We start from the raw sequence: 13,915 nt of genomic DNA, 5'->3' as shown, positions 1-13,915 counted from the left end.
GCATCCGGTGGTTGCATACCGAAACCATTTGCACACGGGCGCCGTGTAGTGTGCGGACAGGCGCGGAAGCGGCCCCACAGCCGCCTACGCATGTCATTCCCCCCGATACGCGCCCCGTAACGATGCGGCGGCGTCGGGTTACTTCCTCCGTCGAGGAACATATTTCGTACTGATTTAACGCATAAACAACCCTAACCCATGGCTACTGATATCGAGTCCGCCGTTAAGAACATCATCGTCGAAAAGCTGGGCGTAGACGAGTCCGATGTGACTACCGATGCGTCGTTCACAAACGACCTGGGGGCCGACTCGCTCGACACAGTCGAGTTGATTATGGAATTCGAAAAGGAGTTCGACCTGACGATTTCAGACGAGGACGCTGAGAACATTGCGACGGTGGGCGATGCCGTTGACTATCTCTCTGAAAAAGCGGCGTAACGTCGTTTCGGCGCTGTATCCAGCCTCCCGGCCGCCCCTCGCCCAGACGCGAGTTGGTGCGCCGGGTTTGCTGTTCTGGGGCGCTGCGGCTCGGCTGCAGGGCCTCTTGTTCACCATCTGCTTCAAAGTGCTGTTGTTATCATGTCTGCTCGCCGTGTTGTTGTTACCGGGATGGGCGCGCTTACCCCGCTGGGCCTTTCCGTTGATGCGTTCTGGGAGGCCGCGCTCAACGGCACCAGCGGCGCTGCTCCCATCGAGTCGTTCGATGCCGAAAAGCTGCGTACCACCTTTGCCTGCGAACTGCCCGACTTCGATGCCGAGGACTACCTCGATGCCAAATCGGCCCGTCGCATGGACCCGTTTTGCCAGTACGCGCTCGTTGCCGCTGATGAGGCGGTGCGCCACGCTGGGTTCGATAGCGACGAGATGCCGCAAGACCTGAAGGATCGCATTGGTGTGATCTATGGAAGCGGCATTGGCGGAATGCAGACGTTCTATGAGCAGACCGACTACTTCATAAATAGCGGTGAAACGCGCGTCTCGCCATTCTTTATCCCGATGCTCATTCCCGATATTGCCAGTGGGCAGATCGCGATTCAGCATGGATTCCGCGGCCCCAATCACGCTGTCGTATCGGCGTGTGCCACCGGCAACCACAACATCTCTGACGCCTTTCGTCTCATCAAAGACGGCACCATTGACGGGGCCGTTTGCGGAGGCACCGACGCGTGCGTGACCAAGCTCGGCATTGCGGGTTTTGCCTCCATGCGGGCGCTCTCCACGCGAAACGACGACCCGGCCCATGCCAGCCGTCCCTTCGACAAGCACCGCGACGGGTTCGTAATGGGCGAGGGCGCAGGGGCGCTCTTTCTGGAAAGTCTGGAGCACGCACAGGCCCGAGGCGCAACCATTCATGCAGAAGTGCTTGGCACCGGCATGTCTGCCGATGCCCATCACCTCACCGCGCCCGATCCGGAAGGCGGCGGCGTAAAGCTGGCACTGAACCGCGCGCTCGAAACCGCTGGGATGAACCCGGAAGACATCGACTACATCAACGCCCATGGTACATCTACCCCGCTGGGCGACGCTGCCGAAACCTCAGCCATTAAGCAGGTCTTTGGCGACCATGCCTACGACCTGAATGTTTCCTCGACCAAGAGCATGACCGGACACTTGCTGGGCGCAGCCGGTGCGATTGAAGCCATTGCCTGCATCCAGGCGATGAAGCACAACGTGGTGCCGCCCACGATCAACTTTGAGGAGGCCGACCCAGATTGTGATCTCAATTATACGTTCAACGAGCCGCAAGAGCGCGAGCTTAACGTGGTGCTGAACAACGCATTTGGGTTCGGCGGCCACAACACCTCACTTGTGCTGGGGGCGTTTGAAGGGTAACAGGCGCAGGGGCAACCGTTGAGCAAGTGGAGATGCGACAGTTGGATGTACGAGAGCAGCTCCCGGCGCATCCTACCGAAACACGACTTCTTGAATAAGCTCTTGCTCCAGCTCTTCGTTGAGGCGGTCGCGCCACTGCTGCCGCTGTAGATGGAGCTCTTGACGCCACGCTGCCGACTGAATCTTGACGAAGAGGCGCGGCCCTTTCATCCACACGCTTTCGGTGACCTTGTTGATCTGTGGGCCTGCGAGCATGGCCCACGCCTCCACCACGCGGGCTTCGTCGATCTTGCCGCCTACGTTGAGGCGGTCGAGTACGTTGCCGAGAATGTCGCCCAGCGGCTGAGGATCGTCGGTTGGCATAAGGGGCAGCAGCATCCAAGAAAATAAGCATGTGGCCCGAAGGGGCTCTTCTTAACACCCATCTCTGGCGTGTTACGTTTCGCGCCATGCAGGCGGCCCCACCGATGACGTTCTCTTATGCGGTTTTCTAACGCAGCTTATGTCTTGCTTCTTTCCTGTCTCGACTCGAACAGCACCTGGCATGTGGCAGGGCACCGTGCGTTTGTGCATGATACTTCTGGCAGTCGCTCTTGTGGGGGGAGCAGTTAGCGCCATCCCAGCCGGAGCGCAATCCCAGACGGCGCCCGACACCACCACGGTATCGTTGCAAGATGCGATTATGCAGGCGTTGCAAACCAGCCCTGATATTAAGGTGCGGGCCGCCCAGCGCAACAGAGCCGCCGCGCGCTATCAGGAAGCACGGGCCAGCCGGTTTGCGACCAACTTTACCCTGAGCACCGCGCACTCCATTGCGCCGAGCCTTGACATTCCAGACAACAACACGCGCCCGACCAGCGAGCTTTACCTGAACCCCGACGTCGAGAACGACTGGCAGATTGGGAGCTTGCGCCCGTTTAACCGGGTCGAAGCTGTTGTGCAGCAGCCGCTGCTTACCTGGGGCGAACTCTCGGGCACCATTGATGCTGCGCGACACGGGGCCGAGGCCGAGGACGCCCGTGTGCAGGGGCAGCGCCTGGAGGTGGCAATGCGGGCCGGCGAACTGTATCAGAACATGCTCCTGGCCAATGCTCTGCGTGATCTTACCGACGAAGCCGAGTCGCTGCTGCGGCAGGCCCGCAACGAAGTCGAGACGCTGCTCGACGAAGGCAGCACCGAGGTGAGCCAGGCCGACCTGTTCAAGCTCGACCTGTCGCAAGATGAGTTTGAGCGTCGCCGCACCGAGGTGCGCGAGCGCCAGGCCACCGCCCGGGCGGCGCTTCAGGCACAGGTTATGCCCAACGCGAACACCGCTGTTGCCGTGGAAGCCGAGACGCTGCGTCCGCTGCCCATGAACCTGCTGGGCGATTCGCTTGCCATGTATCAGGCCGATGCACGCCGTCATCGTCCCGAGTTTGAGCAGGCCACCGCGGGCCTTGCTGCTCGCGAGGCGCTGGTTGAGGTGGCCCGTTCCGACTACTACCCGAAGCTGGCGCTGCAGGCATCGTACGGTATCAGCGCGACGCCGGGGCGGTATCGGCAGGAAAATGCATTTATTGGTGACTCATATCGTGGACAGTCCACGCGCACTGGATTTGGCATTCAGCAGAATCTGAACTTCTTCCAGACACGGGCTCGTGTGGAGCAGGCCGAGGCGCAGCGCGCTGAAGTGGCCTATCAGCGCGAGGCTGCCGAGACGCTCATTGCTGTGGAAGTCGAAGAGGCCTACCGCACCGCCCGCATCGCCCAGCAACGCATGCAGTCGCTCGACGAATCGGTGCGCACCACGCGCGAGTGGCTTCGTACCGAGCAAATCAACTTTGATCTTGACCTGGGCGATCCGCAAGACCTGGTGGATGCGGTGCAGGCCAATCTCGAAACCCGCGCCTCCTACTACGAGGCCGTTCAGCGCTATAATGTGGCGGTGCTGCGCCTGCTTCGCACGGCAGGCACGCTACCGCAAGAAGTGGAACGCGGCATGCTTATTGAACCATAGCCGCATGCATCCTATCGACATGACTTTCCTAATCCCACGCGTTGCTATGTGGCCTTCTCTGCTGTCTCGTTTTGGATTCACCGCTTCGCTCATGGCGTTATTGGCCGTCGTACTCCTGTTTAGCGCGACACAGGCCCATGCGCAGTCAGGTGCGTCGTCGGAGGCCGATGCTATCCGCACGATGCTTGAAGAGCGCGATGCCGAGATCAAGGCGATCCTGAACGGCACCGAGAGCGACTTCAGCCGTGCGCAGCGCCAGGAGCTCATGACCTTGATCAACGGCTTCATCGACTTTCGGGCGATGGGGCAGCAGGCGATGGGGCCGTTCTGGAGCGACCTTTCAGACGAGCAGCGCACCGAGTTTGTAGACGTGTTCCAAGATGTGGTGCGCCAGCAGTCGCTGAGCGACCTGGAGGTCTACAACTCACAGGTTACGTACGACCGTATCGAGGTTGAAGACGACAGCGCGTTTGTGCGCACGACCACGCGCTACCAGGGCAGTGACACGCCCGTTGACTACGTCATGCACCACAAAGACAGCACCTGGCTGGCCACGGACATAATCTTGGACGAGGTGAGCACCGCCGAGGGGTATGCGCGCTCGTTCCAGAATGTGATGCGTCGTCGTGGCTTCGATACGCTGATGAATAGCCTCAAGAAACGCCAGGCCCGCGCCCAGCAAGAAACCAGCGAGCAATAAGGCGCTTATCCTTCAGGAGACGCCCGCGGCAAGCGGGCCCGCTGTTGCTTCGGTTGTTCCCTGCCTTTCATGCCCACAGAAGGATACGTCCTGCACAGTTACGGAGATGAGGCCTACGCACGCCACGCAGCGGCCTCAGTATCGACCCTGCGTCGTTATGACACCACGCGCCCGGTTGCGTTGTACTGCCCGGCGTCGCACAAGGCCTATCTGGCCGAGGCAGGGGTGGATACGTTGTTCGACCGCATCGAACTGCTTCCAGAAGCCCACCGGTCGATTGTCGGGTTCAAGCACCACATCGACCGGTTTATGCCCTACGACCGGTGCCTCTTTGTCGATACAGATATGGTGTGGTGCCGCAATCCTGATCCGTTGTGGCAGCAATTGCAGGCATTCCCCTTCACCGCAACCGGACGGATGCGCGCCGATTTTTTCTTCGGAGGCCCCAAGGGGCTCGGCGTGCTTGTTGAGTTTCTGTTGAACCGGCGCGACCGCACGCTCAGCGACTTTGGCCTCTCGTATCTGCCCCGCGTGCAAGCGGGTATGCTGTATGCGCAAGACCGATCCGTCACAGAGACGTTCTGCGCCACCGCGCGGCACTTCCTTCGTCAAGACGACGACACGCACTTCCGCAGCCGCCTCGACGAGGGGCGCAGCGAAGAATCGTGCGAGTGGAGCATGGCCATGGCAATGAGCAAGCTCGACCTGCACGTCTTTTCGTGGATGCAGGGCCACAACACGCCCCAGCTCGACTTTATCGACGGACTGACGACCTACGACCCTGACTTTGAACACGTGGTGTGCGACTATTACACCTTGCCGTTCATACACGACCTGCGGGGCATCCCCAACGAAACGATCCGTGATCTGCTCATCGCAATTCTCTCCCGTCTGCCCGGCATGGGCGACCGGATGCGCATCACGCCGTTTGTGCTCCACTTTGGATGGCTCCATGAAAAAGAGCCATTTCATACATTTGCCGAGCGGTCCTGGGCAGACCTCGTTGCTGCAACGCCTTCCTCAATGAGTAACGACGGAGCCTCTGCCCATGCACCCACGCCGCCAAAGTAGCGATGCAGCGCAGAAAGGTAAGGCATGCGACATCCTGTTGTGCAATGTGCAGTTGTGCAACACGCATTGACCATGGGTTATGCATGGACCAGAAGCTGTAGCACCCAGCGCCCGTCTACGCCCGTGCTGTAGGCGATTCCCACTACGGCAAACAGCAAGATGCTTCCCGGAGCGCACAGGGCTGCCCCAAGCGTAATGCTAAGCGGCGGATGTATCGTGCGGTGCAGGTCGTACGCCGTGCGTAGCGCCGACCATGCTGCTGCAGCGAATGCGATGGCGAAGAGCACCAAAGGAAGAGCCGTTCCAACGGCAGGAGCAGCAGCTCCGAATGCCCATAGCGGCGCCCCCCACCAGGGCAGCAGACCCATCATAAGCACCTGGCTCCATGAAACAGGAGTGCCCACGGCTTGCAGGCCAAGAGCAACGGCTGTAGTCCAGAAGAGCAGAGCGCCCCCCAGCGCCAGGGTTACAACTGCAGCAGCAAAGCCTGGGTGCGTCATGCCCACGTCCACCCATGACTGCAGCGAGGGCGGCAGCGCCTCCAGTCCGAGCAGTATCGGACGTAGCCAGGTAGCACGGTCGACCAGGACCTGGCCGCCGCTCCAAAGCGCTCCGCCCACCAGCAGGCCAAGCGCCGCCAGCGTGGGGCCCGTGGCGTCGCGGCCCTCACGTAGCGAGGCCCGGTAGAAACCATGAGTAAACAGGTAGCGCAGTACCGTACGGCGCGCCGTCGGGAGGCGCACAAAAACACCCATCAGGCCCAGTACAAGTCCCCAGATCGCAAGTGTTGTGCTGGTTGGAAACGCGCGCGCTATGGTAGAAACCGAACCGGTTGGCCAGGCAAAGGGCGGGGGCGGGCCCGTCGTAGAAGCGGCTACTACTTTGCCTGGAGGCAGCAGCGAGTCGCTCTCCGCTATATGAAAGCGAAGCGGCCCCTGTACAGATGTCGTGCTCCATGCTGCGGTAAACGCAATCGGGACGCCGCGCGTGTGTACTTGCTCCAACAGGTGCTCCAGGGTGCGCGCCTGAGCCAGCATAGAGCGCGGCACCTGCCAGCCTTGTCCGTCTGTTAGCATTCGGGCAGGACCTAACGCTGCGAGCCCGACTGGACCAGCGTGAGCCGCCCGCCACTGATACCAGCGTGCAAACGGTCGGTCCAGCATACGCACGTCCGCCAGTACCGTGGTGGAGGCATCGAAGGAGCAGGCGACCCCTGCTGGAGCCACAGGAGCTACCACGTAGCGCATTGAAGACGGAGGAAGAGTTGAGCGGAGCGCGTTCCACCGGGCACAGCCGCGCGTTGTAAGCGATCCAGCCCAGCCCACGCCACGCACAGCCGGATGCGCAAGGCGCTCACGGAGCACCGACGGATCGGCAACAGGAGGGGCAAGGTCAATATATAGCTGCAGGCCGAAGGTGTGAGCCGCCTGTAGCGCTTCGGGCCGGGGCCACGCCGCAGCACGCACGTGCCGCAAGCCCGCGTCGCGCATGGTACGAAGCGCCTGCACCTGCGTCTCCGATGGCCCGGTAGGCGTCCACACCACACCAATCGAAGCGGGCTGCGAAACAGCAGGGGCGACGGGAAGCAGAATCAGCACGACGGCAGCCCAAAGAAAACGCATAGTAACCATCCAGCGGCCCAGAAAAAAGATGCGCACCGTTGTTCTTGACATGATGCCTCCGCCGGTGCCATAATCACGCGTCTATACGCATGATTACACAAAGAGACAGGGGCAAACGAGCAAATGTCCGTAAGGAGAGCGCAATTACGCATAATTGTAACGTCCCCCTTGTGCGGGGTTCTCGTACTCCAATTACTGACAACAACCATTGTTATGAAACGACTATCCTGGACAGCTCTGCTTCTCGCGCTCTTTCTGATTCCTGCCACGGCGCAGGCACAAACAACTGTGTCGATAGGTCCGAAGGCCGGGTTTGGCTTGGGCGACATTGAGGATCCGTACGTCGGGGCCGATGTGCGTGTAGCGCTTGAAGATTTTCCAGTGCGCATCAACCCGAAGTTTGAATATTATTTTGCCCCTGAGAACTTCACATACTGGTCGGCAGGTGTCAACGGACTGTTTGACTTTCCCGTAGACGACTCACCAATAGCGCCTTTTGTAGGTGGTGGGGTTCAGATTCTTAACACATCGATTGAGTTGGGAGGAGATTTTGGAGGAAGTGCCAGCAGTACTGATCTGGGCCTGAGTGGAGTTGGCGGAGTCGAGTTCAATCTTGACAGTGGAATCCGCCCCTTCGTGCAGGGCGAACTCGGAATCATCTTCTCGGAAGGGGATTCAGGTACGCTCTTTGGGCTTAGCGGAGGCGTGCTATTTGACCTGTAATCGATAACGCGCTTTCATGACGCATGCGGCGCAGCTCCCTCACAGGGACTGCGTCGTTTCTTGTTTGGGGGGATACGATCGCCCATTGCACCTTTGCAGGATGGCTGCGATATTCGAAGGTACAATGCTTTTTTAAAGCGCATACGCAATTACGCAGGGTTGTAACGGCCTCCTTGCGTGAAGGCGTGCTATCATAGACCTCGTACAGACATGGTTCCCAACGATATGAAACGGTACACGTGGACGCTTATCCTTCTCGCACTTTTGCTGCTTCCCGTTGCGGCCCAGGCGCAGACCAGTGTAGCTGTTGGTCCGAAAGCGGGCATCGGACTTGGTGATGTCGAAGACCCATTCATAGGCGCTGATGTCCGCATCGGGCTGGGCGACGCACCGGTACGCATCAATCCGTTCTTCAACTTTTACTTTGCGCCTGAAAACACCACCTTCTGGGAAGCAGGAGCCCATGCGCTGGTCGACTTTGAGATCGAAAATTCGGTCATTATGCCGTACGCAGGCGCAGGTGCACAGATTTTTAGCAGTTCATACGAAAATAACAATATAGGCAACACGGGCGGTACTGGTTTTGGATTCGATATAGAGACCGAAAGCAGCAGCACAGACATTGGCCTGAGCGGGGTTGGTGGAGTCGAGTTCAACCTCAACAGTGGACTTCGGCCCTTCGTGCAGGGTGAACTCGGAATTATCTTCTCGGAAGGGGATTCGGGTACGCTCTTTGGGCTTAGCGGAGGCGTGCTCTTTGACCTGTAGAGAGGCGCACACCGGCTAAGCTGTTCAATGCACGGCGCAGTCCCTTCAAGGGGGCTGCGTCGTTTTTTGTTGAGGCGGATACGTTTGCCCATTGCACCTTTGCAGGATGGCTGCGATATTCGAAGGTACAATGCTTTTTCCATTAGATGCCACATTCCGTTATGACTCGTGTCTTTTGCACCGCTGCGCTGGCCCTACTTTGCATGCTCGCGCTTCCAACGACAGCCGATGCCCAGGTGGGCTTCACAGTAGGCCCACGCCTTAGTCTGGATATTGGCGACGATCTCGAAGAGGGAAGCACCACCTTCGCAGCAGGCGCCGACGTGCGCATCTCCTCGGTCGCGCTGCCGTTCATTATCAATCCTACGTACGACTTCTACTTCCTGGACGACGAAAACGGGGCCGACATCAACTTCTCGACGCTGAATGTCAATGCGCTTTTTCCGTTTGGCGTCTCCAATCAGGTGTTTACGCCGTACACGGGCGTCGGGCTTGGCTTCTCCTTCCTTGCGCAGGGACCGGCTGATACAGTCACCGACGCGGGCATCAATATCGTGACGGGCGCACAGTTCGACCTGCTGCCGCTAAAGCCGTTTGTGGAACTGGGCTACTCGGTCTACTTCACGGACGGTGATCAGAACCTGAATGCATTTGGCATCCGGGGCGGCCTGCTGTTTGGACTGTAATGACCTGCGAGAGCAGTTGGGAGCGGTACGCTGTGTTGTGAGCGTCTGCTCCCGCAGGGGCGCCCGTTTGTTTGTGTAGGCAGGTACAGCAAGTGATGCATGACCCCGCGCTATGTAGGCTCAGGCGGTGCTTCGGGATCCAAAAACGCAATCGTAGCGCCCCAACTGCTGCGGTCGGTGGCCGGGCGATGGCGCAGCACCAGCGGGTCGCCATCAAGCAGTTTTACCACGCCCTGTCGCAAGCGCCCGGTGCCTTTACCGTGGATGATGCGCACGCGGCAGATCCCCTTGGCGTGACAGGCGCGCAGGTAGTCGGGCACCAGATCGCCGATCACGCCCGGATCGAACACATGCAAGTCGAGCACGCCATCAATGGGATACTCAGTGGGTTCGTTGGCCTCCGGCGAATCCATGCAACAGGGGCGTAATCAGAGGGGGGCGTAGGGAGAACTACTCGGTGGAGGCAGCCTCCTCCTCGTTGCCATAGATGCGCACGACGCGCTCGCCACTTGCATCGACCGAGGCCCGGTACATGCCCGAGGTGTTGAACGGCATGGCCACGGTGCCCTCCGCATCCAGCGAAATGACGCCGCCGCTGCCGCCCATGTCGGGCAGCATGTCGTGCACGACCGCGTTGGCCGCATCCGTGAGCGACTGTCCGCCGTACTGCATGCGCGCCGCAATGTCGTGCGCCACCACCCCGCGCATGAAGTACTCGCCGTGTCCGGTTGACGACACTGCGCAGGTGGCGTTGTGAGCGTAGGTGCCGGCCCCAATGATGGGCGAATCGCCTACGCGGCCGAACTGCTTGTTGGTCATGCCGCCGGTGGAGGTGCCCGCCGCCAGGTTGCCGTCGCGGTCGAGCGCCACGGCACCTACGGTACCGAGCTTCTGGTTCTCGTCTTCAGAGAGACGCAGGCTCGATGTGGCTGACTCGCGGGCGCGCTGCGCAGCCTCCAGCCGCCGATCGGTATGGAAGTACGAGTTCTCGACGCGCTCCAGGTCGAAGCCATCGGCAAAGGCCTCGGCACCTGCGCCCGCCATCATGACATGAGGCGACTCGGTCATGATGGTGCGCGCCAGGCGGATGGGGTTGCGCACAGTAGTTACACCCGTAAGGGCCCCCGCATTACGGGTCGCGCCGTCCATAATCGAGGCGTCCAGTTCCACGCGGTCCTCGTTGGTAAAGACCGCGCCGCGGGCCGCGTTGAAGAGCGAGTCGTCTTCCATGCGCACGATGGCCGCCTCTACGGCATCGAGGCTGGAGCCGCCTTCGTTCAAGACTGCGTACCCGGCGTCGAGGGCCTCGCTGAGCGCGGTGCGATAGGCCGCCTCCTGGTCATCGGTCATGTTCTCGGGCGAGATTGTGCCCGCACCGCCGTGAATGGCAAGCGCAATGGGCGGCTCCGACGACGAATCCGACGATGAAGACGAGGGTGGGGCGCTGTCGTTGCATCCCATGAGCGGAATGAGCAGGGTGCCAAGCATCCACAATACGCCGACAGAGGGAAGAGAGATGTACCGCATGATAGACAAAAGGTGTCGTTGAGCGTGTGCGAAAGCGAACAGCCGGGTGGGGAAATCACGAGAGACAACGTAGGCAATGCGTTCGAAAAACGCCACCAGCGCCCCCGAGCGCCCCTGCCGATGCGGCGCTCTACCGACAGGATGGCGCAAAAAACGGCAATTTCACGTCTCTTTACGGTAAACAGGCTCCATTTCCGCATGTTGGACTGTAATTTGCTGCACATCATAGTCCACAAAGCAGGTGTGGAGGAACAAGGCAGGGCGTGCCGTATTCGTGACAACTTGCATTTGCGTTTGGTTTGGCTCGGCCCGTATTTAGGAATACGAACAGACGCGCCCCGCCGCCCATTGGCGTTTACGTAGCAACGATAGCAGATATATGGCGAAGGACAAAGAAGTCGTAACCAAAACGAAGAAGGACACCAAGTCCTTCAACCGGTATGATGCGCTCCAAGACATGAGTGATGAAGATCTCATGTCGCAGTTTCAGGCCGGTACCGTGGAGGCATTCAATATTCTTGTGGAGCGGTACTCCGACCGGCTCATGCAGTACCTCTATCGCTTTCTGGGCGATATGAAGCGCTGCGAAGACCTGTTGCAGGAGACGTTTCTGCGCGTGCACCGCAATCGCCACTCGTACCGGCGCATTGCGAAGTTCTCGACATGGCTCTACACCATTGCCGGAAACCTGGCGCGCTCCGAATACCGCAAGCGCAAGCGCCGCCGGATGCAGTCCATCCAGTCGGTGAACCGGGACAACGAAGAGTACGAGATGGAAATCCCGGACGAGTCGTTCTCGCCCGATAAGCACGCGGAGAGCACGATTCAGGATCACTACATTCAGGAGGCGATGAACGAGATCCCGCCCGCCTTCCGCGAAGTGGTGGTGCTGCGCGACATCCAGCAGCTGGCCTACGACGAGATTGCGGAGATCACCGGCCTGCCCATGGGCACGGTCAAGAGCCGCATCAACCGTGGACGAACCAAGCTGCAAGCGCTCCTGAAGGACGTCTACCCCTTCGAAGGCGAAAGCTGATGCCCGCACACCATACAGGTTCAGGGGGATGCAACACGCGTTGCCGCCCCCAACACCCAGACCGCGCCCCATCGAGATAGGCTCTCGGTGGGGCGTTTTTGTTGGTGCGTCTACGCTGGTACCCATGAACCAGAATTGTGAGCAGAGCCGACAAGCTGCCTCGACGGACGCGAACGGTCCTCGTGCACGTGTTTTAGTGTAGGAAGAAACAAGTGTAAACGTGCCATCACAAGCCGCTCCCCTGGAGAGGGGAGCTGTCGCGCAGCGACTGAGGGGTGGATCCGAAGCGGTACTTCATGTGACGCTCCCAGCCTGTGAGCCGTATGCTTCTGCCAGTGTGGAAGAGATGTTCGTAGAGCGCATGCCGTTCCGGGCTACAGGTCGCTAAACATGTACACACTCCCCGTTAATCCATACTACCGATACCGAAGGCGTCTGCGATAAACCCCACTCACAACTTCGTTACAATTTAACCTTGCAGATCTGCGGGGGGGGGCTACTCTATAAGTGCATTTTAGCTGCCCGTCTGCGTATGCCGAGTGACGTATCTATCGGCATGCGCCCCATACGATCGCCGTCGGTACGAGGCGTGATCGGGTGCAATGGTGCATACGGTTATTTTGCTGCCGTTGCGCTGTGCTCGTCTGCTTTTCGGATTGCCTGCTCTCGTACCTGTGCTATTCTCCTTGCGGCCTTCGACGGCTTCGTGTCCACGTCCTTCGTCTCTACCGTCTTTACTCCACCCCATTCCGCTCCTGCTGCTGGGCGGGCTGCTCCTTGTTGCAGGCTGCGACTCGTCTGTTGATCTGCAACAAGATGACGCCGACCCCACGGCACGTACGGTGCCCGATGATTCATCGGGGCTGGCGCTGGCACCGATGCCCACAGGGTCCGAGCTGCTCACACCCGGCGAGCCTGCCCCAAAGAGCAATGCCGACGCCTCCGCCTACGGCTGCTACCTGGCCTCGCGCCCCTATTCGGACGAGGTGGCCTTTCATAGCCGGTATCTGCACTTTCCAGAGGAGGTTATAGAGGACGCGGGTGGCCAGACGCGCGCCGTTGCGCGCTACATGGCTGTTTCGCGTCCCGGACTGCGTGAAGAGGTTGGCGTTCGGTATGCAACCTGCGTCATTCCTGACACCGATGAGGCGGAAGGCGTGCTTGAAGAGCAGCTTCTGTATCCAGGCCTCGAAAATGCAAACCAACAAGCGCTTCAGGATCAAGGACTTATTCCCAAGTCAACGTGCACACAGATAAAATACCTTGTCACGTGTAGGGGACCTTCTTATGATCCAATCAGAAACTGCACAGTTGAAGGCGTTGAGGAAATACCCGTGCCATGTGGTGGCGGCAGTCCGCCCACGGGGGGAGATCGTTTTCCTGATGACCCAGGCGGTCCCGGTGGCTCAGATGGGGATGAACCGGGTGGAGGAGATAACAACACAGACTGCACAGAGATCAATCCACCTCCCGGATCAGACTGCGAGCCGGTCGCCCCCTGTGAAAGCGACGCCCCGCCGGAGTACTGTGACGATGAGGAGGATGACATTACCCCTTGCTCGGAAGTAGAATTCGACAACGCTACGCATGCTGAGGTCATGGAGACGCTTGATGAATTAGGGATATTGGAAGAACTGTGGGAAGCATCAAATCCTGATGCTGCAGACCAAAGCGAACGCCGCGAGCAAGGAGGGTGGATTGTAGAAGAAGATGGAAGTTATGAGTTCGTGCCCTACGACGAACTGTCTGACGATGTGGAATATCTCCCTTCTGGCATTCTCAATACCTCTAACGCGCCTCCATCTGGAGCTATTGCTACAATACATATGCCAATCCAGAGTTGAGACCCACATCACCGCAAGCTGTTTGAGGAGGGTGCTTAACGCCGCTCTCACAAACAGCCCTTGGTGACATGGACTGGCAATCTACGCTCATTCGCGTCTTTGTGTTCGT

General features: G+C 59.4%; 14 protein-coding genes. 10 read left to right on the top strand and 4 right to left on the bottom strand.

What is annotated here, in order from left to right:
• Positions 1–198: 198 nt before the first annotated feature.
• Complete coding sequence (locus tag CRI93_RS03975; RefSeq protein WP_098061324.1) at positions 199–438, top strand: acyl carrier protein; 240 nt, start codon at positions 199–201, stop codon at positions 436–438.
• A gap of 141 nt (positions 439–579) precedes the next feature.
• Positions 580–1,833 (top strand): beta-ketoacyl-ACP synthase II, encoded by a 1,254-nt coding sequence (gene fabF / locus CRI93_RS03970; protein ID WP_098061323.1) that lies wholly within the window; start codon positions 580–582, stop codon positions 1,831–1,833.
• Between the two features lie 72 nt (positions 1,834–1,905).
• On the opposite strand, the gene CRI93_RS03965 is transcribed toward fabF, so the two are convergent.
• Positions 1,906–2,196, bottom strand: a complete 291-nt coding sequence (locus CRI93_RS03965; protein WP_098061563.1) for a DciA family protein — start codon at positions 2,194–2,196, stop codon at positions 1,906–1,908.
• Positions 2,197–2,404: 208 nt separating this feature from the next.
• On the opposite strand from CRI93_RS03965, the gene CRI93_RS03960 reads away from it, so the two are divergent.
• The 3 genes from CRI93_RS03960 to CRI93_RS03950 all read left to right on the top strand — a co-directional run bounded on the left by CRI93_RS03960 (position 2,405) and on the right by CRI93_RS03950 (position 5,600).
• Positions 2,405–3,829, top strand: a complete 1,425-nt coding sequence (locus CRI93_RS03960; RefSeq protein WP_098061562.1) for a TolC family protein — start codon at positions 2,405–2,407, stop codon at positions 3,827–3,829.
• 46 nt (positions 3,830–3,875) lie between these two features.
• A complete protein-coding gene (locus CRI93_RS03955; RefSeq protein ID WP_098061322.1) occupies positions 3,876–4,529 on the top strand; it encodes an MlaC/ttg2D family ABC transporter substrate-binding protein in 654 nt (217 codons plus the stop codon).
• A 69-nt stretch (positions 4,530–4,598) separates the two neighbouring features.
• Complete coding sequence (locus CRI93_RS03950; RefSeq protein WP_098061321.1) at positions 4,599–5,600, top strand: glycosyltransferase family protein; 1,002 nt, start codon at positions 4,599–4,601, stop codon at positions 5,598–5,600.
• Positions 5,601–5,677: 77 nt separating this feature from the next.
• Here the strand turns inward: CRI93_RS03950 and CRI93_RS03945 are convergent, their stop codons facing one another.
• Positions 5,678–7,222, bottom strand: a complete 1,545-nt coding sequence (locus CRI93_RS03945; protein WP_098061320.1) for a hypothetical protein — start codon at positions 7,220–7,222, stop codon at positions 5,678–5,680.
• A 213-nt stretch (positions 7,223–7,435) separates the two neighbouring features.
• Here CRI93_RS03945 and CRI93_RS03940 point away from each other — a divergent pair, with 213 nt between their 5' ends.
• From CRI93_RS03940 to CRI93_RS03930, 3 genes are all read left to right on the top strand, one after another.
• Positions 7,436–7,945: an outer membrane beta-barrel protein gene (locus CRI93_RS03940; RefSeq protein WP_176521673.1), complete on the top strand. Its 510-nt coding sequence runs from the start codon at positions 7,436–7,438 to the stop codon at positions 7,943–7,945.
• A 210-nt stretch (positions 7,946–8,155) separates the two neighbouring features.
• The gene (locus CRI93_RS03935; RefSeq protein ID WP_098061318.1) at positions 8,156–8,713 is read left to right on the top strand and encodes an outer membrane beta-barrel protein; all 558 of its coding nucleotides are present in this window, start codon (positions 8,156–8,158) and stop codon (positions 8,711–8,713) included.
• 161 nt (positions 8,714–8,874) lie between these two features.
• Positions 8,875–9,399, top strand: a complete 525-nt coding sequence (locus tag CRI93_RS03930) for an outer membrane beta-barrel protein (RefSeq protein ID WP_176521672.1) — start codon at positions 8,875–8,877, stop codon at positions 9,397–9,399.
• 110 nt (positions 9,400–9,509) lie between these two features.
• Here CRI93_RS03930 and CRI93_RS03925 read toward each other — a convergent pair whose 3' ends face one another.
• Complete coding sequence (locus CRI93_RS03925) at positions 9,510–9,812, bottom strand: Smr/MutS family protein (protein WP_098061316.1); 303 nt, start codon at positions 9,810–9,812, stop codon at positions 9,510–9,512.
• Positions 9,813–9,849: 37 nt separating this feature from the next.
• Positions 9,850–10,926: an isoaspartyl peptidase/L-asparaginase family protein gene (locus CRI93_RS03920; RefSeq protein WP_098061315.1), complete on the bottom strand. Its 1,077-nt coding sequence runs from the start codon at positions 10,924–10,926 to the stop codon at positions 9,850–9,852.
• A 379-nt stretch (positions 10,927–11,305) separates the two neighbouring features.
• Between CRI93_RS03920 and CRI93_RS03915 the strand changes: the two genes are divergently transcribed.
• Positions 11,306–11,962 (top strand): RNA polymerase sigma factor, encoded by a 657-nt coding sequence (locus CRI93_RS03915; RefSeq protein WP_217992495.1) that lies wholly within the window; start codon positions 11,306–11,308, stop codon positions 11,960–11,962.
• 674 nt (positions 11,963–12,636) lie between these two features.
• Positions 12,637–13,806: a hypothetical protein gene (locus CRI93_RS15070; protein ID WP_141491559.1), complete on the top strand. Its 1,170-nt coding sequence runs from the start codon at positions 12,637–12,639 to the stop codon at positions 13,804–13,806.
• Positions 13,807–13,915: the final 109 nt, after the last annotated feature.

Origin of the sequence: Longimonas halophila (assembly GCF_002554705.1) — a bacterium.
Classification (GTDB): Bacteria; Bacteroidota; Rhodothermia; order Rhodothermales; family Salinibacteraceae; genus Longimonas; species Longimonas halophila.
This window is presented reverse-complemented; position numbering and strand designations above follow the sequence as displayed.

What these genes read in the sequence shown, in the direction of transcription:
- CRI93_RS03940 (WP_176521673.1), top strand. Translation starts at nt 7,436, where the DNA reads ATGAAACGACTATCCTGGACAGCTCTGCTTCTCGCGCTCTTTCTGATT.
- CRI93_RS03945 (WP_098061320.1), bottom strand. Translation starts at nt 7,222, where the DNA reads ATGCGTTTTCTTTGGGCTGCCGTCGTGCTGATTCTGCTTCCCGTCGCC.
- CRI93_RS03975 (WP_098061324.1), top strand. Translation starts at nt 199, where the DNA reads ATGGCTACTGATATCGAGTCCGCCGTTAAGAACATCATCGTCGAAAAG.
- CRI93_RS03965 (WP_098061563.1), bottom strand. Translation starts at nt 2,196, where the DNA reads ATGCCAACCGACGATCCTCAGCCGCTGGGCGACATTCTCGGCAACGTA.
- CRI93_RS03920 (WP_098061315.1), bottom strand. Translation starts at nt 10,926, where the DNA reads ATGCGGTACATCTCTCTTCCCTCTGTCGGCGTATTGTGGATGCTTGGC.
- CRI93_RS03955 (WP_098061322.1), top strand. Translation starts at nt 3,876, where the DNA reads ATGTGGCCTTCTCTGCTGTCTCGTTTTGGATTCACCGCTTCGCTCATG.
- CRI93_RS03950 (WP_098061321.1), top strand. Translation starts at nt 4,599, where the DNA reads ATGCCCACAGAAGGATACGTCCTGCACAGTTACGGAGATGAGGCCTAC.
- CRI93_RS03930 (WP_176521672.1), top strand. Translation starts at nt 8,875, where the DNA reads ATGACTCGTGTCTTTTGCACCGCTGCGCTGGCCCTACTTTGCATGCTC.
- CRI93_RS03925 (WP_098061316.1), bottom strand. Translation starts at nt 9,812, where the DNA reads ATGGATTCGCCGGAGGCCAACGAACCCACTGAGTATCCCATTGATGGC.
- CRI93_RS03915 (WP_217992495.1), top strand. Translation starts at nt 11,306, where the DNA reads ATGGCGAAGGACAAAGAAGTCGTAACCAAAACGAAGAAGGACACCAAG.
- CRI93_RS03935 (WP_098061318.1), top strand. Translation starts at nt 8,156, where the DNA reads ATGGTTCCCAACGATATGAAACGGTACACGTGGACGCTTATCCTTCTC.
- fabF (WP_098061323.1), top strand. Translation starts at nt 580, where the DNA reads ATGTCTGCTCGCCGTGTTGTTGTTACCGGGATGGGCGCGCTTACCCCG.
- CRI93_RS03960 (WP_098061562.1), top strand. Translation starts at nt 2,405, where the DNA reads ATGATACTTCTGGCAGTCGCTCTTGTGGGGGGAGCAGTTAGCGCCATC.